Source organism: Paenibacillus sp. FSL L8-0158 (genome assembly GCF_038592965.1).
Classification (GTDB): Bacteria; Bacillota; Bacilli; order Paenibacillales; family Paenibacillaceae; genus Paenibacillus; species Paenibacillus polymyxa_D.
Window position 1 is genome coordinate 2,590,393 of sequence record NZ_CP151949.1, and the last position, 23,516, is coordinate 2,613,908.

The 23,516-nt window shown below is 43.5% G+C and carries 22 protein-coding genes; 14 read left to right on the plus strand and 8 right to left on the minus strand.

The genetic code is table 11. From position 1 onward, the window contains the following. Positions 1-8 precede the first annotated feature (8 nt). A complete protein-coding gene (locus NSQ68_RS11705; protein WP_342428899.1) occupies positions 9-845 on the minus strand; it encodes a DUF6492 family protein in 837 nt (278 codons plus the stop codon). A gap of 207 nt (positions 846-1,052) precedes the next feature. Here NSQ68_RS11705 and NSQ68_RS11710 point away from each other — a divergent pair, with 207 nt between their 5' ends. Continuing rightward, entirely contained in the window at positions 1,053-1,904 is an 852-nt protein-coding gene (locus NSQ68_RS11710) for a YheC/YheD family protein (protein WP_307354162.1), read from the plus strand. A 180-nt stretch (positions 1,905-2,084) separates the two neighbouring features. Beyond that, complete coding sequence (locus NSQ68_RS11715; protein WP_342428900.1) at positions 2,085-2,864, plus strand: ABC transporter ATP-binding protein; 780 nt, start codon at positions 2,085-2,087, stop codon at positions 2,862-2,864. A gap of 17 nt (positions 2,865-2,881) precedes the next feature. Here NSQ68_RS11715 and NSQ68_RS11720 read toward each other — a convergent pair whose 3' ends face one another. Together NSQ68_RS11720 and NSQ68_RS11725 are read right to left on the minus strand one after the other, a co-directional pair. Beyond that, positions 2,882-3,808, minus strand: coding sequence for an AEC family transporter (locus NSQ68_RS11720; protein WP_342428901.1), 927 nt, complete (start codon positions 3,806-3,808; stop codon positions 2,882-2,884). A 209-nt stretch (positions 3,809-4,017) separates the two neighbouring features. Beyond that, complete coding sequence (locus NSQ68_RS11725) at positions 4,018-4,911, minus strand: rhodanese-related sulfurtransferase (RefSeq protein ID WP_342428902.1); 894 nt, start codon at positions 4,909-4,911, stop codon at positions 4,018-4,020. Positions 4,912-5,120: 209 nt separating this feature from the next. On the opposite strand from NSQ68_RS11725, the gene NSQ68_RS11730 reads away from it, so the two are divergent. From NSQ68_RS11730 to NSQ68_RS11740, 3 genes are all read left to right on the plus strand, one after another. Further along, on the plus strand, positions 5,121-6,410 hold the full coding sequence (locus tag NSQ68_RS11730; protein WP_342428903.1) for a glycoside hydrolase family 27 protein: 1,290 nt from the start codon (positions 5,121-5,123) through the stop codon (positions 6,408-6,410). Between the two features lie 255 nt (positions 6,411-6,665). Further along, entirely contained in the window at positions 6,666-7,709 is a 1,044-nt protein-coding gene (locus tag NSQ68_RS11735) for a carbohydrate kinase family protein (protein WP_342428904.1), read from the plus strand. 475 nt (positions 7,710-8,184) lie between these two features. Beyond that, the gene (locus NSQ68_RS11740; RefSeq protein WP_342428905.1) at positions 8,185-9,924 is read left to right on the plus strand and encodes a proline--tRNA ligase; all 1,740 of its coding nucleotides are present in this window, start codon (positions 8,185-8,187) and stop codon (positions 9,922-9,924) included. Here NSQ68_RS11740 and NSQ68_RS11745 read toward each other — a convergent pair. Next, positions 9,921-10,685 (minus strand): fused MFS/spermidine synthase, encoded by a 765-nt coding sequence (locus NSQ68_RS11745; protein WP_342428906.1) that lies wholly within the window; start codon positions 10,683-10,685, stop codon positions 9,921-9,923. The genes NSQ68_RS11740 and NSQ68_RS11745 overlap by 4 nt on opposite strands. A gap of 218 nt (positions 10,686-10,903) precedes the next feature. On the opposite strand from NSQ68_RS11745, the gene NSQ68_RS11750 reads away from it, so the two are divergent. Continuing rightward, the gene (locus tag NSQ68_RS11750) at positions 10,904-11,623 is read left to right on the plus strand and encodes a YebC/PmpR family DNA-binding transcriptional regulator (RefSeq protein ID WP_013310214.1); all 720 of its coding nucleotides are present in this window, start codon (positions 10,904-10,906) and stop codon (positions 11,621-11,623) included. Between the two features lie 78 nt (positions 11,624-11,701). On the opposite strand, the gene NSQ68_RS11755 is transcribed toward NSQ68_RS11750, so the two are convergent. From NSQ68_RS11755 to NSQ68_RS11770, 4 genes are all read right to left on the minus strand, one after another. After that, entirely contained in the window at positions 11,702-12,892 is a 1,191-nt protein-coding gene (locus NSQ68_RS11755) for an oxalate decarboxylase family bicupin (protein WP_342429106.1), read from the minus strand. 86 nt (positions 12,893-12,978) lie between these two features. Next, a complete protein-coding gene (gene ybaK, locus NSQ68_RS11760) occupies positions 12,979-13,458 on the minus strand; it encodes a Cys-tRNA(Pro) deacylase (protein ID WP_307354150.1) in 480 nt (159 codons plus the stop codon). 17 nt (positions 13,459-13,475) lie between these two features. Beyond that, positions 13,476-13,811 carry a ribosomal protein L7/L12 gene (locus tag NSQ68_RS11765; protein WP_342428907.1) on the minus strand — a complete coding sequence of 112 codons (336 nt, stop codon included), beginning with the start codon at positions 13,809-13,811 and terminating at the stop codon, positions 13,476-13,478. 104 nt (positions 13,812-13,915) lie between these two features. Continuing rightward, the gene (locus tag NSQ68_RS11770; protein ID WP_342428908.1) at positions 13,916-14,617 is read right to left on the minus strand and encodes a GntR family transcriptional regulator; all 702 of its coding nucleotides are present in this window, start codon (positions 14,615-14,617) and stop codon (positions 13,916-13,918) included. Between the two features lie 218 nt (positions 14,618-14,835). Between NSQ68_RS11770 and dpaL the strand changes: the two genes are divergently transcribed. The 8 genes from dpaL to NSQ68_RS11810 all read left to right on the plus strand — a co-directional run bounded on the left by dpaL (position 14,836) and on the right by NSQ68_RS11810 (position 23,493). Beyond that, positions 14,836-16,056 (plus strand): diaminopropionate ammonia-lyase, encoded by a 1,221-nt coding sequence (dpaL, locus tag NSQ68_RS11775; RefSeq protein ID WP_342428909.1) that lies wholly within the window; start codon positions 14,836-14,838, stop codon positions 16,054-16,056. A gap of 40 nt (positions 16,057-16,096) precedes the next feature. After that, positions 16,097-17,347, plus strand: coding sequence for a Zn-dependent hydrolase (locus NSQ68_RS11780; protein WP_342428910.1), 1,251 nt, complete (start codon positions 16,097-16,099; stop codon positions 17,345-17,347). Positions 17,348-17,647: 300 nt separating this feature from the next. Next, positions 17,648-18,556, plus strand: coding sequence for an ROK family protein (locus NSQ68_RS11785; protein ID WP_342428911.1), 909 nt, complete (start codon positions 17,648-17,650; stop codon positions 18,554-18,556). 35 nt (positions 18,557-18,591) lie between these two features. Beyond that, the gene (locus tag NSQ68_RS11790; protein WP_307354144.1) at positions 18,592-19,200 is read left to right on the plus strand and encodes a DUF1349 domain-containing protein; all 609 of its coding nucleotides are present in this window, start codon (positions 18,592-18,594) and stop codon (positions 19,198-19,200) included. A gap of 210 nt (positions 19,201-19,410) precedes the next feature. Then, complete coding sequence (locus tag NSQ68_RS11795) at positions 19,411-20,826, plus strand: glycoside hydrolase family 1 protein (RefSeq protein WP_342428912.1); 1,416 nt, start codon at positions 19,411-19,413, stop codon at positions 20,824-20,826. 232 nt (positions 20,827-21,058) lie between these two features. Next, positions 21,059-21,439 (plus strand): VOC family protein, encoded by a 381-nt coding sequence (locus NSQ68_RS11800; RefSeq protein ID WP_250244984.1) that lies wholly within the window; start codon positions 21,059-21,061, stop codon positions 21,437-21,439. A gap of 353 nt (positions 21,440-21,792) precedes the next feature. After that, on the plus strand, positions 21,793-22,344 hold the full coding sequence (gene yfcE, locus NSQ68_RS11805; RefSeq protein ID WP_342428913.1) for a phosphodiesterase: 552 nt from the start codon (positions 21,793-21,795) through the stop codon (positions 22,342-22,344). Positions 22,345-22,461: 117 nt separating this feature from the next. Further along, entirely contained in the window at positions 22,462-23,493 is a 1,032-nt protein-coding gene (locus tag NSQ68_RS11810) for an agmatine deiminase family protein (protein ID WP_342428914.1), read from the plus strand. Positions 23,494-23,516 lie beyond the last annotated feature (23 nt).

Consider the following 23,516-nt stretch of genomic DNA (forward strand, 5'->3'; position numbering starts at 1 on the left):
TTTAAAAACTATTTTAGCGATGATTCATTCTTTGTTTTTGGAGCAAGTTGGTACACCTTGCGTTGATGAAAAGATAAGGAGCGATAGCTCTTGGCCAAGACATCCAATTGTTTTTGCGACAGGGAAGAAGCCCGACTATGAAGCGCTTTATTCAATGACTTGCGCAAAATCATCCTAGAGGGTTGATGGCTGTATAAATAGTTGGCATACGTTTCATACTCGGAAAACCCAAACTGTTTTGTCCGGTCTATACTGTGAATAATTGCATTGTACCAGGGTTTCCCATGTCGTGCCTCGATAACTTGCTTGAGCCGGGTAAGCCGCGCTTTTTCAAAAAGCATATAGTGAGTAACAAAGGACTTTGGTGAGGGAGCCTTAACGCCCATCAGCTTGTGATAGGTGCGAAAATACTCTGGCTGGCTCCAATTGCGGTAGTAAAAAATCGTTTTTTCGTCTTTACGGAATGTATGTGGACGAATCAAAATCGTGTCCGCATCAATGACGAGGAAAAAAGAGGCTTTACTGATTTTGTCGCCATTCATTTTGAGCAATTGTTGATACAGCCAGCCTGAGCGGTCCCAGCGTGTTGTCCCGTAATGAATATGTTTTTTGGTGATGGGCAGCACCATTTTTTCGTCAATAAATGTACATTTCTTGCTTACGCAAAGACGGCGAATCCCGGTGCTTTGTGGTGAAATGATATAAATAGTTCCAATTCGGTGCTGCACGTGACGGCGCAGACTGTCAATCACCAGCGGTAGTGTGACAATATCTTTATCAATTGCGGGGATCAGAACATCGATTGTAAGGGAACTCTTCCGTGGCCCATCCGATTGCGCTGACATGTTATTCACTCCCTATATGTGCAAATATACGCTCCCAGCGTCTCCCAATATCGTATGCTTGGACAGGCGCTTTCGACCGGGCAAGGTCAAACGTCCATTTCTGTGCAGGACAGGGCTGATGAAGCTTCGAATGGGGAGTTAGCGCATACGATAGATTGATCTTTTTAACAGGAGCGTTCTACCTGAGAGTAGAGAGGAGAGGGGCAAGTGAATTCTTCACAAGCGCAGGCGTTGCGCAGCAAATGGCATAAAACCCAATTGTTGCTCCAGCATGGCAGCATCAAACCTTATGTACCTGAAACTCGGAAATATAACAAAGCAAATTTGAAGTCAATGCTGGAGAAGTACGGTATGGTCTATGTAAAACCCGAGCGAGGTACCTTTGGTAAAGGTGTAATGAGAGTAGAGCAGGAGGCTGGCCAGCGTTTCGCCTATCAATTTGAGGAAACGCGTCAGGAATTCAAACATTTGGATGCACTATATACCAGCCTATCGAAACATACGGGGAAGAAAAGTTATCTTATTCAAAAGGGAATCCATTTACTACGCCATCAAATGCGTTATTTTGATATTCGGGTCATGGTGCAGCGTAATGAAAAAGGGCTATGGGAATCTACCGGAATTATTGGACGTCTGGGTCATCCCCGTAAAATCGTGACCAACTATCATAGTGGCGGTAAGCCGATGGCCTTGGAGCAGTTACTAAAATCCCATTTATCGCAAAGCAAGCAGGCGGAGCTGGTCAAGAAACTAAATGAACTGGGTCTTACCATCGCCAAACAACTGCAAAAAACATATCCAAATTTCCGGCAAATTGGTGTGGACATTGGACTGGATCATCGCTTTACCCCATGGATTATTGAGGTGAATACGAAGCCGGACCCATATATATTTAACCAATTATCAGATAAGTCCATGTACCGGAAAGTATTAAGCTATTGGCGACTGGCTAATGAAAAAAGGAAAGCCACCGCCCCAAGCAAAGATACAATTAAAGATACAAATAAAAATAAAGATAAGAAAGTAGTTCAAGATCCTAAAAAAGAAAAAATATCTTGACCAGTAGATTACTACATTGCCAGCCCACTCCTATATGAACAATGGAGTGGGTTATTTAAAATTGAACAACCTGTGACCCTGTGCTATGCTTACATGAAAGAGAAGCTAGACGTACTATTGATGATCTTTACTATGCGTATAAACATCTGATGATACGACGAATAGAAAGGATGTGCAGCCATGAATTCTGTCATTGAACTTAACAATGTAAGCTGGAAGAGAGATAACCGCACCATACTGAAACAAATCAACTGGCAGGTAGCTGAGGGAGAGCACTGGGCTGTACTCGGCTTGAATGGGTCAGGTAAAACAACGATGCTCAATATGATTAACGGTTACATATGGCCAACCACAGGGAGTGTCGGTGTATTGGGTCATACCTTTGGGGATGTGGATCTGAGGGAGCTGCGCAAATCTATTGGTTGGGTCAGTTCCTCTTTACAGGAAAGAATTAATGGGAGTCAGCGTACGCAGGATGTTGTTATTAGCGGCAAATTTGCCTCCATTGGACTTTATGATCAGACGACGGATACAGATTATGAACAGGCCGTTCAGCTTATGACGCAACTGGGATGTGCTCATCTCGTGGATCGGTTGTATCAGGGATGCTCACAGGGAGAAAAGCAGAAAGTGCTTATCGCCCGCGCATTAATGGCCTCGCCCAAGCTACTGATTTTGGACGAGGCGTGTAATGGTTTGGACTTTTTTTCCCGGGAAGCATTACTGGATAGCATTCGCCAGTTATCGGAGTCGCCGGCTTCGCCGAATTTACTGTATGTTACACATCATATCGAAGAAATTCTACCGATGTACACGCATACGATTTTAATCCGCCGGGGCACGGTATTTGCCAAAGGTAAAACGACTGATATTCTAAGCAGTGAAACGCTTAGTGCTTTTTTTGAAACACCTGTGCAAGTAGAATGGAGACAGAATCGCGCATGGCTCTCTATGGTGTAGAGAGTCTTTTTTTCTCGCTAACCTGCTACCAACATAATCAGAATAGGCAAAATCAGGAATGAGGCAAGCGTGCTCCACAGGATGCAGGTGGAAACCAGTTTTGGCGATGCATTAAATTTTTCTGCTAAAATGACAGCATTCACAGCAACCGGCATTGAGGCCAGAATGAAGAGAACAGAGAACAAAAGGCCTGAAATTCCGAGTATCAGCATAGCAAGACAAGCCGCAAGCGGGGAGAGTAGAAGCCGAATTGTTAGTCCGGCGTAGCTGGCTTTTTTAATAGACGACTCCAGCTTGAATATTTTCACATAAGCCATCTGGGTACCCAGGATCGCCAGCACGACCGGAGAATAGGCGGCAGCAATCATCGAGACGCCTGATTGAATCCCTGAGGGAAGATGCCAGTCCAACAGCCGCAGTCCGATGGCGAGTAGAGCTGCATAGATCGCAGGAAGTGAAAACACCGACTTAACAGCACTTCGAACAGAAAATTCAGAGCGGGCTGCAAAGTAAACGCCAATGGTATTGACCATAATTATCTGGATGACGACATACACGGAGGCTTTATCCAGACCGAGCTGCCCAAAGGCAAGTAAAATTAGGGGCAGGCCATAATTTGCACTATTGGTCAGTGTGGAGATTAAGGTAAGTCCAGCCGTTTCCGGAGTGCTCAGTCTAAAGATTTTCCCTGCTAATTGTGCAATCCCCCACAACAGCAGCAGGTTCAGTATTGAAAAAGCGGCAGTCTGCGCCACATCATGCCAGGTAAGCTGTGCTTTGAGTAGCGTGTCCAGAATCATTGCGGGGCTTAAAAAATATAAATACAAAGTCGAGAGCGGTTTCGTTTCCAGCTTCATGAATTTTCCAAGTAAAAATCCGGCGATCACCGGAATGGACAGCGGAACGATAACGGATAATAGAGTTGAAAGTACGATTTGAATCATGAATTCCACCCATCCTTTCTGTAATGACATTTTCCATTATAAGACGCTACTTTCGAGCCCGTCCAAGATGAAAATACAATCAAGTCCATAGGTAAATACTATGAAGATTTCGACACTTATTGTGAAAATAACAAAAGGGATGCCCACAGCCATGATGAACGGCTAATAGGACATCCCTTTTGTTATAATAAACTAATGATACTGCTGATTTATGCAGTAGCCATGGTTTCCGCTTTGGTTCGGCAATCGTCAGAGCAATAGTGCTGATGCTGTTCTTCGCAATCCGGACATACGATATGCTGGAGATTGCAGACTGGGCAGTTGATATAATGATCGCTCGGCGTTTCACAATGGAAGCACTTACCGACAATGACGTCCTCATCCGTATGATTGATCGGAATCGAGATTCGTTCGTCAAATACGTAACATTTACCGTCAAACAAACGTCCTTGTACTTCCGGGTCCTTGCTATAGGTCACAATGCCGCCATCCAGCTGGCCTACATCGTTAAATCCTTCTTTGATCAGAAGACCCGATAACTTTTCGCAACGGATACCTCCGGTGCAGTACGTCAGGATTTTCTTGTCCTTGAACTGAGTCATATTGTCGCGAATCCATTGTGGAAATTCACGGAACGATTCGACTTCGGGGCGAATCGCCCCACGGAAATGACCGATGTCATATTCATAGTCATTACGTCCATCCAGAACAACTACATCTTCATCTTGAAGCTGTTCATAAAACTCCTTTGGAGACAGACGCTTACCGCTAATTACATTAGGGTCCAGCTCATCTTCATGACGCAGCGTAACAAGCTCCTGACGATGGCGTACAAATATTTTCTTGAACGCATGACCGTCAGACTCATCTATTTTAATAACGATATCGTGGAATTTCGGATTGGCGCGCAAATCACGCATATATTGCTCCGTTTGCTCTACTGTACCAGACAGTGTTCCGTTGATTCCTTCCGCAGCAATCAAGATTCTTCCCTTGACGCCCAGCTCCTTGCAGTAAGCCAGATGCTCCGCCGTAAAGGTGGCAGGATCTTCAATGTTGACATATTTGTAAAACAACAAAATCCGATAAGTATGTTCACACATGTAAAATCACCCTCTGATTCAAGTCAAAGTTTTTTAAAAGCAATTTTAAATGTACCACATTCTTTTAGTTAGTCAACTTAAATGTATAAAAAGTGGAAATGGAAAAGGAGACGAGCGACAAAAGTAAGGGTTTACATTATAATAGTTACGTATCGATGAGGGGATTTTTGGCAGCTGGATGAGTTCTACTGGATGAAAGGATGAATGAAATGAAACATCATTTGACAGCGAATACACCACCTATGGGGTGGAATAGCTGGGATTGCTACGGTGCAGCAGTACGGGAAGAGGAAGTACGGGGAAATGCTCAATATATGGCGGAGCATCTGAAGGAATGCGGTTGGGAATATGTCGTGGTGGATATTCAGTGGTATGAGTCAGGAGCAGTATCTTCACAGTATCGCCCGTTTGTCCCATTGGAAATGGATTCATTTTCACGTCTTATTCCAGCGGTGAATCGGTTTCCTTCGGCAGCAGATGGACGAGGCTTCCAAGCTCTTGCGGAATATGTACACGGTTTGGGATTGAAATTTGGTATACATATTATGAGAGGCATTTCCCGCCAAGCGGTGCATCAGAATACCCCGATTTTGGGAACCACAGCCACGGCGAGACAAATTGCGCATCCCAACTCTATTTGTCCCTGGAACACAGATATGTATGGGGTAGATGCATCCAAGGAAGGCGCACAGGAGTACTATAATTCGTTGTTTGATCTGTATGCGGAATGGGGTGTGGATTTTGTCAAAGTAGATGACATTGCTGCATCACGTCTCTATGGTATTCATTTGGCGGAAATTGAATTGATTAGGCGGGCTATCGCCCAAAGCGGACGTCCGATGGTGTTGAGTCTATCACCTGGTCCTGCGCCGCTGGAGCATGCATCTGATTTAATCGCAAACGCGAATATGTGGCGTATGACTGATGACTTCTGGGATGTATGGCCTTTACTGTATGGTATGTTTGAGCGCTGCGAGAAATGGGCGGAACATGTAGGTCGGGGTCACTGGCCGGATTGCGACATGCTGCCATTGGGTCATCTGGGCATTCGTTCGGTAGATTCGGTAGATTCCGGCAGCCATGACCGATGGACACGCTTTACGAAGGATGAGCAGCTAACGATGATGACCTTGTGGAGCATTTTCCGGTCTCCACTGATGTTCGGGGGCGAACTGCGGGATAATGATGCATGGACCCTTTCTTTGCTGACTAATGAAGAAGTGTTAAATGCTCATCGCAACGGTTTGAATGCACGGCAGGTGTATAGAAAGGATGAACATATCGTTTGGACTTCACATAACGGGGAAGGGCATGTATATGCAGCTTTGTTTAATGCTGGGGATGAAGCTTCAAAGGTGCGTGTATCCTTAAAAGACCTTGGTATTGAAGGGCAGGCAAATGCCAGAGATTTATGGAACCATGCGGATTTAGGTGTTCTAGCACAAGAGCTGTCCACAAATTTACCTCCTCACGGAGCAGCACTATTTATTTTGAAATAGAGGATTTTGCAAAATCCTGAATAACATAATATAAGGAAGGACTATGCTGTAGTTCCAACCCAATCACCCTATCGTAAAAGTGAAAGATATCTTTACAATAGGGTGTTTTTTTGCATGTGTAACTTTAGGATATTTTAACGAACTCGACATTATTCTTGGGAATATGACATTTGGAACGTGTTAATTTTATATAGTGCCTATTTCTGTACAATTTTAAATCATTTTAACGAATAGACTCGAGAAAGGAGTCAAATGATGAAATTAAAAAAAATCCACCAAAATGAACAGGACGAGCCTTGGCCCTCTAGCAAACCAATACTATGTATCGGGGGGGCCAATTTGGATCGTAAAATCATGATTAAAGGTACATTTCAGCTTCATACCTCCAATCCGAGCAGTACAAGACTGCAATCTTGCGGCGGGGTAGCACGAAATGTAGCCGAAAATTTAGGGAGGTTGAGCCAGCGGGTCAGCCTGCTGACCGCAGTTGGGGACGATGCGGAAGGTGAATTTATTATCGAACAGTCCAGTCGTTACATGCACGTGGTTCCTCTGCAAGTCAAAGGTGAACCGTCAACTGGGGTTTATACTGCCTTGCTGAACGAGCGTGGTGAACTGATTGTAGCGACAGCAGAAATGGAGATTTATGATCAGATTCGTCCTTCAGTAATTTTTGAAAATGCTCCTTTAATCGCCTCATCTCGACTCGTTCTGCTGGACACTAATTTCTCTATGAACGTAATTGCAGCCACCATACATGTCTGCCATGAGCATCGGGTTCCGATTGTCGTTTCTTCGGTATCGGCCTCCAAGATGAGAAAGCTTCCTCGAAATTTGCATGGAGTGGAGTGGCTGGTATGTAAGCCGGTGGAGGCTGAAGCCTATTTGGAGCTAGAACTAACAGATGATCAGCATATGTTGGATGCCACCCGAATTTTTCACAAACTTGGAGTTCAAAATGTCATTTTTATCTGCGGTGCTGATCGTGTTTTGTACGCCTCTCAGGATGGAACTCATGGCCAAATTCCCATTCATCCCGTTCAAGAGGTCATTGATGTCACAGGCGCAGATGATGCTTTTATTGCCGGGATGATATATGGAATTACCCAAGGTTATCCTATGGAGCAAGTGTGCCAATTTGGAATTAGCTGTGTCGACTTGACCCTGCAAACGGATCGGACGGTCTCAGAGACTCTTTCTATGAATAAACTCCATTCTAGGTTTCAGGAGCTGTATGGCACACATACGCAAAATTTTGTGTTTTTCAAGGGCGTGTATTTTAAAAAGAATGATACATAAGTAATCAATAGAACTCTAACTACAACAGCGCGTATTTGGAGCTTCACGTACGTAATGGCCTCAATTATTGAATTTGTAAAAGGAGCATGTTGTATGACGGACAGTGTGAAATTCGTAATTGTTTTTCTGCCACTGTGCCTCCTTATCTCCTTGACTAGAACTTACATTTCGTGTAAAGTGGTGAAAATTGTAATATATAGGAATAGTGTAGACCAAGGATCAAAGGTTCAATACCCGCTGTACAGAGAAGAAACTCATGGGCTGAAAGGTTTCTCGCTGCGAATGAACGTTTCCCTGCCTTGCGAGCTGTAGCGGTTTGTATGATAAACCGTTACCGGCTAGACGCCGTTATCTGATGAAGGACCGTTCCGTGTATGGCTACGGTCAAATTAAGGGTGGTACCACGACACATTCGTCCCTGACGGATGTGTCTTTTTGCGTACATTTTATCGTCCATACAAGGAGGAAGCTACACATGCGCCAAAGCCAATTATTACTGACAACCTTACGTGAAGCACCCGCAGAAGCTGAAGTGATCAGTCATCAGCTTATGCTGCGGGGAGGATTTATCCGCCAACTGGCGGCTGGAATGTACACCTACATGCCCCTGGGCAGACGGGTGCTCAGAAAAGTAGAGCAAATCGTACGGGATGAAATGGATCGCGTAGGGGCTGGGGAGCTGCTGATGCCTGTATTGCAGCCAACGGAGCTGTGGCAAGAATCAGGAAGATACGATGTTTACGGTCCTGAGCTGATGCGTTTGCAAGATCGGCATGATCGGGAGTTTGCTTTGGGGCCTACACATGAAGAGGTCATTACGTCTTTAATACGAAGTGAAGTGAATTCTTATCGCAAATTGCCTGTAACGCTGTATCAAATTCAAACCAAATTTCGGGATGAACGACGTCCGCGATTTGGCCTGCTTCGCAGTAGAGAATTTTTGATGAAGGATGCCTATTCGTTTGATGCACATTGGGAAGGACTAGATCATACCTATTCGACCATGTTCCAGGCATATCATCGCATTTTCACCCGCTGTGGTCTAAATTTTCGTGCAGTAGAAGCAGACGCGGGTGCCATTGGTGACGAAGGTGAAACCCATGAATTTATGGCTCTAGCTGATATTGGAGAGGACACAATTGTAGCATGTACCTGCTGTGAATATGCAGCTAATCTTGAAAAAGCCGTGGCGCGGTCGACGGGAAAAATAGAAATAGCTCCAGTCTCAGATAAAAATGAACATGCCATCCCTCCTTCTTTTGATACAGCTAAAATGGAAAAATTCCATACTCCAGGCCTGCGTACAATAGATCAACTGGTTGAATCGCTTCACATAGAGCCCAAAGAAATCATCAAAACACTGATTTATATGGCTGACGATCAACCTATTGCTGTCGTTGTCAGGGGTGATCATGAGGTTAACGAAGTGAAAGTTAAACATATTTTAGGTAGTGAAAAATTCGAAATAGCAAGTACAGACATCGTGTCAAAGGCGGCTGGAACCCCCTCGGGGTTCATAGGCCCATGCGGATTGACGATCCCTGTGTGGGTGGATTACGCCGTTGTCCAAATGTCCAGCGGTATCGCAGGCGCGAACGAGCTGGATTACCATTATCGACATGTGAACCCAAGGCGCGATATAGATCTTCGACATGTGGCTGACTTGCGCAATGTCATAGAAGGGGATAGATGTCCTCGATGTGACGAAGGGGAATTGAAACTTCATCGTGGGATTGAGATCGGACACGTATTTAAATTGGGCACCAAATATAGTGAGAAGCTGGGTGCGACCTTTCTGGATGCGTCTGGAACTGAGCAAGCGATGATTATGGGCTGCTATGGCATTGGCGTATCCCGGATCCTTTCTGCCATTGTAGAGCAAAATCACGATCAGAACGGAATGATATGGCCTTATGCGCTGGCCCCGTTTCAAGTTCATATTATTCCGATTTCTGTGAAAGACAGGCTTCAGATGCAAATAGCCGAGAAATTACACAACCAGCTGCAGGATCGCGGTGTGGAGGTGCTGCTGGATGATCGGGAGGAACGGCCTGGGGTTAAATTCAAAGACTCCGATTTAGTAGGTATTCCCGTGCGCATCATCGTAGGTAAAGATGCCGAACACGGGAAAGTAGAGTTAGTGGAACGAAAAAGTTGCAATAAAGAGACGATTCATATCGAAGATGTAGAGAGACGAATATTGGAACTACACTAAGCATCTGTATCCCGTAAAATATGACCTTCTCCGAGTGTAATCTCATGAAAGTCCGCCATCTGACGTGCCTGAAACCGGATTGGCTTGTCCCGACCTATCATAATGATATTTTGAATGTCGGCAGTGCCTTCCGAGGGGAGCGAGAAAGTTGAGACATAGGCAAATTCTTCACGCAACGTTGTATGAATGGCATTGATCAGGTGGTCGTGTTCACTTTTGCCCATTAAATTCATGATCAGGGAGCCTTCGGAATCCAGCTTTTCTTTGGCCATCTTGAAAAATTCCCAGGATACTAAATGCAAGGGCGTACCCAGCTCCGTGAAGGCGTCCAAAATAATATAGTCATAAGCATCCGGCGCTTCCTTCTCCAGAAGGCGTCGTCCATCGCCAACAGTCACATTATCCTGATCATATCCAAAGAATGTTCGGCTGAACTCTACGACTTGTGCATCAAGCTCGGCAATCTTAAAACGTTTATCTGTAAAATAACCCGCTATTGTACCTATACCGTGCCCGATTACAAATACATCTTCAAATGATGGATCGTTCAGCTCCATGAGATGGATAATTGCTCTCGGATATTCGAACAAAATGCGTTGCGGATGATTCAAGTCTACCGCGCCTTGGATGGCTGTATTTGAAAACTGCATCACCCGAAATAATCCCTTTTCACCATACAGCTCGGTGGTTTCGTATACTGTGATTTCATGATTATGGCTCAACTTTTTGTACAAGACATCCAAGTGAATGATCTCCTTCAAGTCAGACTTCCTCCTCATCTTAGACATGGATAGGGGAATTGTCCATAGATGAGGAGAATTGAAAGTTCACATTTCCAAGCATCCCTAATTAGGTAGAATTGTTTATTTTTCCATAACAGAGTTGTTTAAACTTGTTCGTATGTCCTTTAGGAGATATAATATACAAGGATATAATGAAGTTCGTTGTGTATATTCATACAGGAAGAGAGCGGGATATTATGGGACGTAAGTGGAATAACATTAAAGAAAAGAAGGCATCCAAGGATGCTAATACGAGTCGTATATATGCTAAATTTGGCGTGGAAATTTATGTGGCAGCCAAACAAGGCGAACCTGATCCTGAATCCAATCGGGTACTAAGAGTAGTTCTAGAACGTGCAAAAACGTACAATGTACCCAAAGCAATCATTGACCGTGCTATTGAAAAAGCAAAAGGTGCTGGCGATGAAAACTACGTAGAGCTCCGTTATGAAGGTTTCGGACCGAACGGTTCCATGGTCATTGTAGATGCGCTGACCAATAATGTTAACCGTACAGCATCGGATGTGCGTTCTGCTTTTACTAAAAATGGCGGTAGCCTGGGTGTGAGCGGATCTGTAGCCTACATGTTTGATTCAACAGCAGTTATTGGTCTGGTGGGTAAAACCGCGGATGAAGTGCTGGAGTTGCTGATGGAGGCAGATGTAGAGGTACGTGACATCATTGAAGAAGATGAAGCTGTCATCGTATATGCAGAGCCTGATCAATTCCATGCTGTGCAGGAAGCTTTCAAACAAGCAGGAGTGACTGAATTTACCGTTGCGGAGCTCACCATGCTTGCCCAAAATGATATTTCTCTTCCAGAAGATGCACAGGTTCAATTTGATAAATTGATTGATGCATTAGAAGATTTGGAGGATGTTCAGCAGGTTTACCACAATGTAGACTCTGAGGAATAGTTTTTGTTAATTAGTTTGTAAAAACACCGTATTTCGATACGGTGTTTTTTTGTATAGTAATCACCGGACCTCTTATGGTTATTTCTTTTTAGGGTCATAAGAATAACTGGGATATTTGACAACGGGCCATTTGACCTTTCGCAATTTAGAAGTCACATCAGTACCTACATGTAAATTACTCTGAATCAGTTCTGTAGGCGTAAGGGCCATCCATTGATTCAAGGAAACATCTGCAAAACGGTCACTTTTAAACATTTCAAGAAACCAAAGTGTGCTGGAGCCTGTATTTTGAATGTAATGACCGTAAGCAAAAGGCACATATCCAACATCCCCGGCTCTGAAATCAAACGTACGGGCTGCACCATTCCCGCCAAAGACAGTCATCCGTCCTTGCCCGGCAAGATAGTATTGCCATTCGTCATTATTGGGATGCCAGTGCATTTCCCGCATGGCACCGGGTTCAATCTCAACAAGAGCAGCTGCGATGGTTTTGGATATCGGAAAATTGGAGGAGTCGACGATTCGTACGCTTCCGCCCGGCGTTTTGATTGGGGGTTGGGCTAGTAATTCATGCTTGAAGGACTGAGGTATCGTACCATAGGGAGAGGAAACTGCTTGGCTTTGGATTGAACCGGGAACGGAATCCTGATAGATATATACTTGGTCTTGAGGAATCGCTGCAAAATCAGCTTCTGGTACACCAAAATTTGCAGAAAGTACGTCTTTGGGAGTATGTGCGAACCAATCGGAGATGGATAGGGTGTTCAGATCGGAGAAACTGCCATCATCAAAAACCAGCAAAAATTCGCACCCATCCGCAAGCCCCTGTATAGAGTGCGGAATGCCAGGAGGAAAATACCAGAGATCCCCAGGACCCACATCAGCAATAAAATTATGCCCATTTTGGTCAACTGCCGTAATGCGCGCACTTCCCAACAGCATATATGACCATTCCGCCTGCTGATGCCAGTGAAGCTCACGTACACCACCCGGTGTCAAACTCATATTCACCCCGGCAAGGGTTGTGGCAATAGGTAATTCTCTTACCGTTACTTCTCTTGACCACCCACCATGATTAAGCTGCATATGGGCGTCAGAAAAAGAAAATCTCATATTCGGAATGAGACCATTGTCCGTTACGGGGGGAACCAGCATATCGGGATTCTGTAGATCCCTCATCACATCACGTGGACCCTTGTCGATGCCCCCAGCACCATCACTTCTGATGGGTTGGGGGATTCTAGCATTTTTCGGGCAATCATTATGCATCATTAGATCTTCCTCTCCAGGTTGAAGCTTGATGAAGTATGGGATAAGAAAATACGCATAAAGATTTTATGATCATGTGGTGAGTTTTATGCTGTATGCGTTAGATCTGTAAACTGAGCCTGAATGATTTGAGCTAAATCGTGCGGACTTAACTCCAGTTGGGTCCCAATTTTCCCACCGCTCACAACGATGGCTTCCCGTTCCAATGCAGGCTGGTCAATAAAAGTGGGATAGAGCTTTTTCATTCCTATGGGGGAGCAGCCACCGCGAATATATCCCGTATACTTTTGCAAATCCTTAACTGGAAGCATTTCAATTTTTTTCTCTCCCGCGGATTTGGCCGCTTTTTTGAGATCAAGCTCTTTATGTACAGGAATTAGAAAAACAAACAAGTTTTGTTTGCTATGTGCAACCAAAGTTTTGAATACTATCTCCGGGGCTCTATCGATTTTCTCAGCCACATTCATACCATCTATTTTTCCATCTTGATGATCATAACTCAAAATATTGTATTGTATATGTTGCCCGTCCAATATGCGCATGGCGTTTGTTTTACTGGCACTCATCTTGTTTCTTCCTTTCTTTAGAGTTTTTCCAAGTGATCCACATAATCCTTTGCGTCCTTAAGGGAAAGATCCTTAGCGGTTCTCAGTTCTTTTATGGCTTGAATCTTTTTTCCTTCCCTAATTAGCAGGAGCAGCCTTTCATTGATATCTTCTGAAGCTCCTGCATCTAAAATATGTGGAGGAGTGGCAGCGATGGTGCCTGACAGCGATGTTCCTTGTATTCCTGAACGATTTTCAAGCCGCTCCACGTCGGATTTCAAGTCATTAAGCCGAGATTGAAGACTGTAGACCTTAATTAAAAATATGACGGAGAGGAGCAACGCGATTATTGCTATATACTCAATAGCTGACAACAGAATTCCCCCTATTTAAGTGACTTTCAACGCAGAAATGCTGCACTAAAATTTTATTTCTTATTTATAGTATAGCATGATGATAGAGGAGAAGAGATAGAGGCTTATTCCTCTTGAAGCGGTAACAGGGTTTCGTCTTTGTCTATATCCAATTTAGATAATCGGCGTTGAAAACTTTCTTTCCAATTCGATTCAATCATGTCCGCGGCGGCTGCAAAATTTTTAGCTATAAGCTCACTGATTATTTTTTGGTGTTCTGCAACTGATGACTCTGCACCCAAAAAACCGTCAAAGTATGTCACCTCATAACGGCGCAGCTTTTTTTTCAATCCCTCCAGCACATAAATCAACTCTTCATTTGCCGACAGATCAATAATAACCTGGTGGAATTGAGCATCATATTGTTGCGCAAGGATTGCATTTTCTTCCTTTAGCGCCCGTTTGAGCTCTCCATTTAATATTTCTAATTCGTTAATGTGCTTAGATTGAATATTTTCTTGAGCAAACGAGACAGCAAGCTTCTCAAGTGACCCGATGATGGGGTACAGCCGATAGGCCTGTTTAATATCAACAGGTGCTACCTGCGTCCAGCTATTGGCTTTAGTCTGAACCATTCCTTCTTCTTCCAATCTTAAAATAGCTTCACGGATAGGTGTACGGCTGGCTCCTAGAACCTCCGCTAATTCTTGATCCTTTAGCTTATCTCCAGGCTTTAAAACACCACTAATAATCCATTCTTGTAGCTGAAGGTATACTTGCTCACGTATAGATGAACGCTTAACTTTGGTTGCATGTTTGGATAGCAATGATTAGGCCTCCTTCGAATTTTATTTGAATGTAATATATCACATACAATTCATGAGTTTCAATGATTGCAGCCCGATTTCATACATATTTCATATCGCAAACCAAGTTGACAGTATATAGTCTGACGGGTAACATGTAATATATCACATGCGATATTTTATCAATAAAACTAAGACATTTAGTATTTTAAGAATAGAAGGAGATATGTATGCAGGACATGACAGCTTTAAAATACATGACAAATGAGAAGGCACGTAAAGCAGAATTTAAGAAAATACCAGTGGAATTTATGGATAGGAATATGGCCCAAAAGGTTAGAAACTTCCATAAAAGCTTTCCTGAATATGAAGTCACTCCACTGCATAACTTGAAAAAGTTGTCACGTAAACTCAATGTAGGGAGCATATGGATAAAAGACGAATCCTACAGATTCGGATTGGGTGCTTTTAAAGTATTAGGTGGGTCCTTTGCTGTCGGCAAGTATCTGGCAGATAGACTGAATATGGATATTTCAGAGCTTTCTTTTGAAAGGTTGAAAACCCAAGAGATTAAGGGACAATTGGGCGATATTACTTTTGTAACGGCTACAGATGGAAATCATGGTAGAGGGATTGCTTGGGCGGCTAGCCAGCTAGGACAGAAATCAGTCGTGTTTATGCCAAAAGGATCTTCTGAAGTTAGATTAAATCATATTAGAAATGAAGGGGCAGAAGCCTCTATTACGGAACTAAACTATGACGACACTGTTAGGTTGGCCAGCACCTATGCTACTGAGCATCGTGGGGTTTTGCTACAAGATAGTGCATGGGAAGGCTATGAAGAAATTCCAACTTGGATTATGCAAGGCTATGGGACGTTAATAGATGAGGCATTGGAACAGATCCGAGTGGCTGGTGATGATTATCCGACGCATGTATTTTTACAGGCAGGTGTTGGTTCATTTGCAGCAAGTATACTGGGATATTTGATATCTCATTTTGGTGAAAAAAGACCGACAACGGTTATTGTTGAGCCTAATGAAGCAGCGTGCATCTATAAATCAGCGGCGGAAAATGACGGAAAACCTCATGCTGTAACAGGTTTTATGCCCACGATTATGGCTGGACTTGCTTGCGGGGAACCTAGCACAGTGGCTTGGGAGCTATTGAGAGATTATGCGGATATGTATATCACTTGTTCGGATTTTGTATCGGCAAAGGCAATGAGGATGCTTGGAAATCCATTACCTGGTGATCCCCAAATTATATCTGGTGAGTCTGGTGCTGTTGGCTTAGGTGTTTTGAGCCTGTTGCGGAAGCAAGAAAATCTAATTGAAGCTGCAGCTCAGCTTCAATTAAATGAAGACTCCAGAATCCTCATCATTAGCACAGAAGGGGATACAGATCCCGAGGCATACAGACAAATTGTATGGGAAGGCAAGTATCCATCTTTTTCATGAAAATGAGCCAAAACTTGTAGAATGAAAAGGGGAATGCAAAATGGTATTTAAAAGTTCCAACCTATGCATTGATGAAGCGCGTTTACTGGATCGGATTCAATCGCTTGGTCAAAGGGGACGTGATTCTGAACAAAAGCTGACCAGACTGGCAGCTTCTGCTGCAGACAAGAGTGGTCGTGACGCCTTGGTAGCCTGGTTGAAGGAGGCTGGTTTGGAGGTTGTGATCGACCGTATTGGAAACATCTTCGGCATATGGAAAGGTGCAAATGATACTCAACTAGCTCCGGTACTGATTGGGTCGCATATTGACACAGTGGTCAATGCCGGTGTGTACGATGGTTGTTATGGTGTGCTTTCCGGTCTTGAGGTCATTCAGACATTGCAGGTTTCTGGCTTTGTTCCTGCTCGCTCTATTGTTGTGGGTGCTTTTACGAACGAGGAAGGGGTTCGTTATGCCCCTGATATGATGGGTTCGCTGGTATATGCAGGTGGACTCCCGCTTGAGGACGCATTGGCCTCTGTGGGAACAGATGGCACTATATTGGGAGAAGAGTTGGTTCGCATCGGGTATGAAGGAACAGAGGAGCCGGGTTTTATGCTGCCACATGCTTATGTGGAGCTTCATATTGAACAGGGCCCGGTACTGGAAAGTGTCGGCGTTCCGATTGGTGCAGTTGAGAACCTTCAAGGAATATCCTGGCAGCGTGTTACTATTGAGGGGGTTGCCAATCATGCCGGGACTACACCAATGTCGATGCGCAGAGATGCGGGACATGCAGCAGCCAGTGTCATCACATTTTTAAGAGACCGGGCGACAAGGTCGCAGACACCTACGGTGGCTACGGTTGGTTGTCTTAGCATGGAGCCTAACGCGGTTAATGTTATTCCTTCACGCGCCACGTTTACTGTTGATTTGCGTGATCCTGATGAGCAGAGATTGCAGGCTGAAGAAGCGGCGCTGACCGAGTATCTTAGAGAACTTGCAGCTTCCGAAGGGGTAACGATTACGACCGAGCGAATGGCCCGTTTTGAGCCGGTTGCTTTCGATGCCAACATTGTGGAGTTGATAGAGGCTGCTGCCATGCAGCGCGAGCTGCGCTCCAAGCGAATGACATCCGGCGCGGGTCATGACGCTCAAATGATGGCTGGCATTTGTCCGGCAGCTATGATCTTTGTCCCAAGTATTGGCGGCATCAGTCATAATCCGCGCGAATACACGCCGCGACCGGATCTGGTAGCCGGAGCCAATGTACTATTAGACGTTATTAAACATCTTGCTGGTGATGTATAAACGAGCTATTTAATCAGTTTAAAACAAATAAATCAAACGGGGTACCCATGGTTCAGAATCTGCGGTACTCCGTTTTTTCTTATCCAAATGAGTACAAATTGACTTTTTGCAGGCAGAGCGTTATATTACAACTTATTATAATCCTTTTAATAAATACTGGAAAAGGAGTGTATTCAAATACAACCAGTCTCCAATAATACCATACGGGTTAAACAAATTAATGTAGAGTTAGTTAAAAACACACTGAAATCCAAGGAATATGCAACCAAGTCATCCATAGCCAGTATCACAGGTCTTAGTGTGGCAACCTGCGGAAATATTCTGAATGAGCTTCTTCAAACCGGGGAAGTATTAGAGACGGAATTGGAAGAGTCGAACGGCGGACGTCCGGCTAGACGTTACAAATATAACGCTGATTATTCTTATATTATCTGTTTAAATGTGAAAACGGAAGGCGGTATACATTCTCTTACTTATGCTGTTGCTAATTTGCTTGGTGATACCATCATCGAGAATACTTCCATTGTGCCTCATATTGATTATGAGGTCATAGAAACCCAAATTGGAGAGCTGATTAACAACTATGGAAACGTCAAAGCCATTGGGATTGGCATCCCCGGGGTTGTTCATCAAGGAATTATCGATGTTTGTGATCTCGACCTGCTCATAGGAGTCCCTGTAGGTCCACGGCTTCAAGATAAATACGGATTAGAAGTTACCATTGAAAATGATATGCATTTGACAGTTTACGGATTTTATAACATGCAGAATTATGATGAGGATAAAACCTTTGCTATTGTTACGTTTCCAAAAGACAATTTCCCCGGAGCGGGTTTTATTGTCGATGGACATTTGTTAAAAGGAAATACCAAATTTGCGGGGGAGGTTTCCTTCTTACCCTTTGATTTAACAAGAGAGGAACAGCTTAAACAGTTAAATAGCACAGAGGGATTTGTTCCTCTGGCGATCCAAACGATAACTTCCATTATTGCGATTATAGACCCTGTATCTATCGCTTTGACTGGAGAGTTATCGAAGCCGAATCTGTTGGACGATATTTATAACGGTTGTCTAAAAGATATACCCAAAGAACATATGCCCGAAATCTTTGTGAAAAACGATACTCATGATGAATACATGTATGGGTTGATTTCGGTGACCCTTGAAAGTCTGACGTACAATTTGCAATTGGTGGAGAAAAGGAAATAGGGCATCGTTCAATAAAGCATGAGAGGATGAGATTAATGAATCAAAAATCGATTGCATGGACCACAGGGACATGGACTAATCATCCTGTATCATCCATAGAAGAAGACCAGTTCCTTAAAGTTGAAACCAGAGAAGGAAGCGACTACTGGGAAAAAACTTTGTATGGGTTTGAACGCAGTAGCGGACATTCCCTGCTTACAGACTGGGAAGAAGGCTCTGCCATCGAAGTCACGTTTCAATTAGGCTCATTTACGGAGCTCTACGATCAGGCCGGTATAATGCTGTATCAAGGACAACAAAAGTGGATTAAAGCCGGAATCGAATTAAATGACGGAATTCCTCAACTGGCAGTCGTAGTCACAGATGGCTATTCCGATTGGTCATTAGCTCCTGTACCCGATTGGGTAGGGAAAAATGTCACGATCCGTGCTTCACAACTACAGGATGCGGTTATCATTAGAGCCCGAACCGAAAATCAAAGCTGGCGCACTGTACGTGTAGCACGTTTTCCTTATGAAACGGGACAACAGGCGGGTCCTTTTGCCTGCGCGCCGACTCGAGCCGGCTTTCAGGTTATCTTTACACGCTGGGTAAGTACGGAACCAGATAGAGATATTCATGTAGATCCGCCATTTGACGAATAGTCATTTTACTCAATAATAGAAGAGTTATAAATATGGGAGTAATTATTGGAGATAATACAATGATAAGCTCTGGATGTTTTTAAAATAATACTTGACATGAAACGCGTTACAAACCTTAAGATTCAATTAGAAGTACTTTTTAACACATAAGCATAGAGGTAACGTGTTTCTATCTTAGTTAATAAAAACATCAGCAAAGGCGGAGAAAATATGAGTACACAGTTTCCAAAAGATTTCCTGTGGGGCGGAGCAGTTGCTGCTAATCAGCTCGAAGGCGCTTATCAAGAAGATGGAAAAGGCTGGTCAATTCAGGATGTAACTCCTCGTGGTGGTTGGGGTCCCGTTACGGATGTACCCACAGAAGATAACATGAAATTGATTGGTATTGATTTTTATCATCATTATAAAGAAGATATCAAACTTTTCGCGGAAATGGGCTTCAAAGTATTCCGTACTTCTATCGCATGGTCACGTATTTTCCCTAAAGGTGACGAACTGGAGCCTAACGAAAAAGGCTTGCAATTTTATGATGATTTGTTTGATGAACTTCACAAATATGGAATTGAGCCACTCGTTACATTATCTCACTATGAAACACCTTTACATTTGTCCAGAGAATACGATGGTTGGGTAAACCGTAAGCTTGTTGATTTTTATGAGCGCTATGCTACAACTGTATTTAATCGCTACAAAGATAAAGTTAAATACTGGTTGACTTTCAATGAAATCAACTCCATTCTTGAAGCACCATTCATGAGTGGAGGAATTAGCACACCAAAAGATCAACTTAGTGAGCAAGATCTTTATCAAGCTATTCACCATGAACTTGTAGCGAGTGCAAGAGCGGTAAAAATCGGTCATCAGATCAACTCTGATTTCAAAATTGGCTGTATGGTGCTGAGTATGCCTACTTATCCACTGACACCAAATCCAGACGATGTGATTGCTGCGATGGAATTTGATCACAGAAACATGGCATTTGCCGATATTCACGCAAGAGGTCAATACCCAGGTTACATGAAACGTTTCTTTAAAGAAAACGGAATTACTATTCACTTTGAACCAGGTGATGCCGAAGATTTGAAGCATACCGTTGATTTTATCTCGTTCAGCTATTATATGAGTACTTGTGAGACAGCTGACGAAGCTAAAAAAGTCAAAGGTGAAGGTAATATCCTTGGTGGTGTCATCAATCCGCATCTTGAGGCAAGTGAGTGGGGCTGGCAAATTGATCCGCAAGGTCTGCGTTATGTCCTGAATACGTTCTATGATCGCTTCCAAAAACCACTGTTCATCGTTGAAAATGGTCTGGGCGCCGTTGATGAACTGATTACAAATGAAAAAGGCGAAAAAACGGTTGAAGATGACTACCGAATCAACTACTTGAATGATCATTTGGTTCAAGTTGGAGAAGCTATTGAGGATGGAGTAGAGGTTTTGGGCTATACGTCTTGGGGATGTATTGACCTTGTCAGCGCATCGACCGCTCAGCTCAAAAAGCGTTATGGCTACATTTACGTAGATCGTCATGATGATGGCAGCGGTACACTTGAAAGATATCCGAAGAAATCGTTCCATTGGTATAAAGAAGTTATTGCTACGAACGGTGAAAGCTTGAAACGTTAATTTATAAAAACAAGTGATTAAGTACAATATATACATGAAGGCTTATAGATAGCGACCGCTTTTTTTCTTTTACGAAGCGGTCGCTAATTTTTTAGGGGTATTAGATTGGACAAAAATTAATTACTGAGATATATTAAGACTTATTAAAACGATAATAATAACTATACAGAAAATTGAGTCCAGTATAAATTAATGATTTTTTAATGATGAGGGCTGCAGAAGGAGGAAAATAATGAAGATTGAGCATGTAGCGATCTGGGTGAGAGACTTAGAAAAGATGAAGAGCTTTTACGAGCAATACTTTGATGGAAAATCTAACGATAAATATTATAACGCTACAAAAGGATTTGAGTCCTATTTTATCACCTTTGAGGATGGAGCAAGGTTAGAGATTATGCGTAAAACGGGTGTAGATCATTCTCCACAGATAAATATTACGGGCTGGGCTCATGTGGCATTTTCTGTTGGAAGTAAAGCACTGGTGAATGAAAAGACAGAGCAGCTCATGCATGCAGGATATGAAGTAGTGGGTCAGCCAAGATTGACAGGTGACGGCTATTATGAAAGCGTAATTAAAGATCCAGAAGGTAATTTGGTGGAAATTTCAATGTGAGTAGCTTTCCAGTTCTGAAGAATGGGCATGTGGAATCCTACAATGAAACTTTAAAAGAAATCTGAATTCTGTATCTAAATAAGCGAAGCGAGGATGGATCGGTGGTAATGTGCCTTCTGGTGTGATTGCGGCTGGAAACCCTTGCAAGATCATCCGTAAAATTACCGAAGATGATAAGTACAATTATAAAAGGAACTAACAATAAACAACAGCACACACGGAGCTGTAGTTTATTGTCTTAAAAAGAGTATTACCAAACGAAAGAACATTTTTGCACAGATTTGTTCAGGGAATAATGCAATAATGTGCTTAAGTGGAATATTTTTAGCCTATTCAGAAAGGAAAGAATAATTATGAAATTGATGTTTATATCAGATATTCACGGCTCGCTGCACTGGTTGCAATTGGCACTGGAAAAGTTCAGGGAGGAGAAAGCCGATCGTCTTGTCCTGCTCGGAGATTATATGTACCACGGACCACGTAATCCGTTACCAGAAGGGTATAATCCGGCAGAAGTGGCCGCACTGTTGAATAAGCACAAGTCCCACATTGCCGTTTCTGTGCGTGGAAATTGCGATGCAGAGGTGGACCAGATGCTACTTGAGTTTCCTATGATGGGTGATTATGCTTTGCTATACCATGAAGGACGTAGAATCTATGTCACGCACGGACATGGCTTTAGTATCGGAAATTTACCACCACTAGAAGCGGGAGATGTGTTTATCCAGGGACATACTCATATTCCGGTAGCGGATGTGGAAAATGGGATCTTTATACTGAACTCCGGTTCGATCTCGCTGCCAAAAGAAAACTTTCCATCCTCTTACGGTGTGCTGGAGGGTGCACAATTCACAGTGAAGGATTTTGATGGTAATACAGTGAAAGCAATCACGTTTTCAAAGTAATTTACTCCAACGTGAATGTAAATTATTGAAAGTTTTCCGCTTCGATTGAGACAAAGATCATATTATTGTATGATAGGAGCGGAGTCACATTATGAAAAAGAAAGAGAGCTTCAATACATGCAAATTAAGGATTCACATTATAAGATGCCGCCTGAATGGGCGCCACATGAACGCACGTATATTTCTTGGCCTGTAAAATCTTCAATGGTTTACCCGGATATGCATGCTGATGTATGCAAGGGCTATGCCGGAATTGTACGCGCTATGGCGGAATTTGAACCAGTTACTGTGGTCGTAAATCCGGATGATCTGGAGAGCGTCAAGGCGCTTGAACTTGGGGAACGGGTAGAACTGCTGCCGATTGAGCACAGCGATGCGTGGCTGCGTGATAACGGCCCTACTTTTCTCACAGACGAGCATGGTCAGTTGGCAGGTGTTAACTGGAAGTTTAACGCCTGGGGTGGCAAATACGCTCCATGGGACCTGGATGACCAGGTTGCACCGCAAATTTTGGACAAACTTGGAGTTCCACGGTTTGATGCACCGCTTGTGATGGAAGGCGGCTCACTGCACGTAGATGGCGAAGGCACACTGATTACAACCGAAGAGTGTTTGCTCAATTCCAACCGAAATCCGGAATTAAGCAGAGAAGAAATTGAACGGCATGTATGTGAGTATACAGGTGCCGAGAAGATAATATGGCTAAAACGTGGTCTTAGTGGCGACGAAACAGACGGTCATGTGGACAATATTGCTTGTTTTGCAGCTCCTGGGAAGGTCATTATGCAAGTGTGTGATGATCCTGAGGATGAAAATTACGAAATCACGCAGGAAAACCTGCGCATTCTGGAGCAAGCAACGGATGCCAAAGGCCGTAAGCTGGAAGTGATTCGAATCGGTCAGCCGCCGCGTGTGGATTATGAAGACAGCCGATTGACACTGAGTTATATTAACTTCTATTTTGTGAATGGCGGTATTATTTTGCCAGTGTTTGGCGGCACTGCCGCTGAGAGTGATCTTGCAGCTGAGCAAGTGCTGGCAAATGTATTTCCAGATCGCACCATTCGTACTGTAGACGGTATGGCGGTCATCCGTGAAGGCGGTAACGTGCACTGTACGACCCAGCAGATGCCTGCTGTAAAGCGTTGAACGATACAACATCTAAAAGGAGG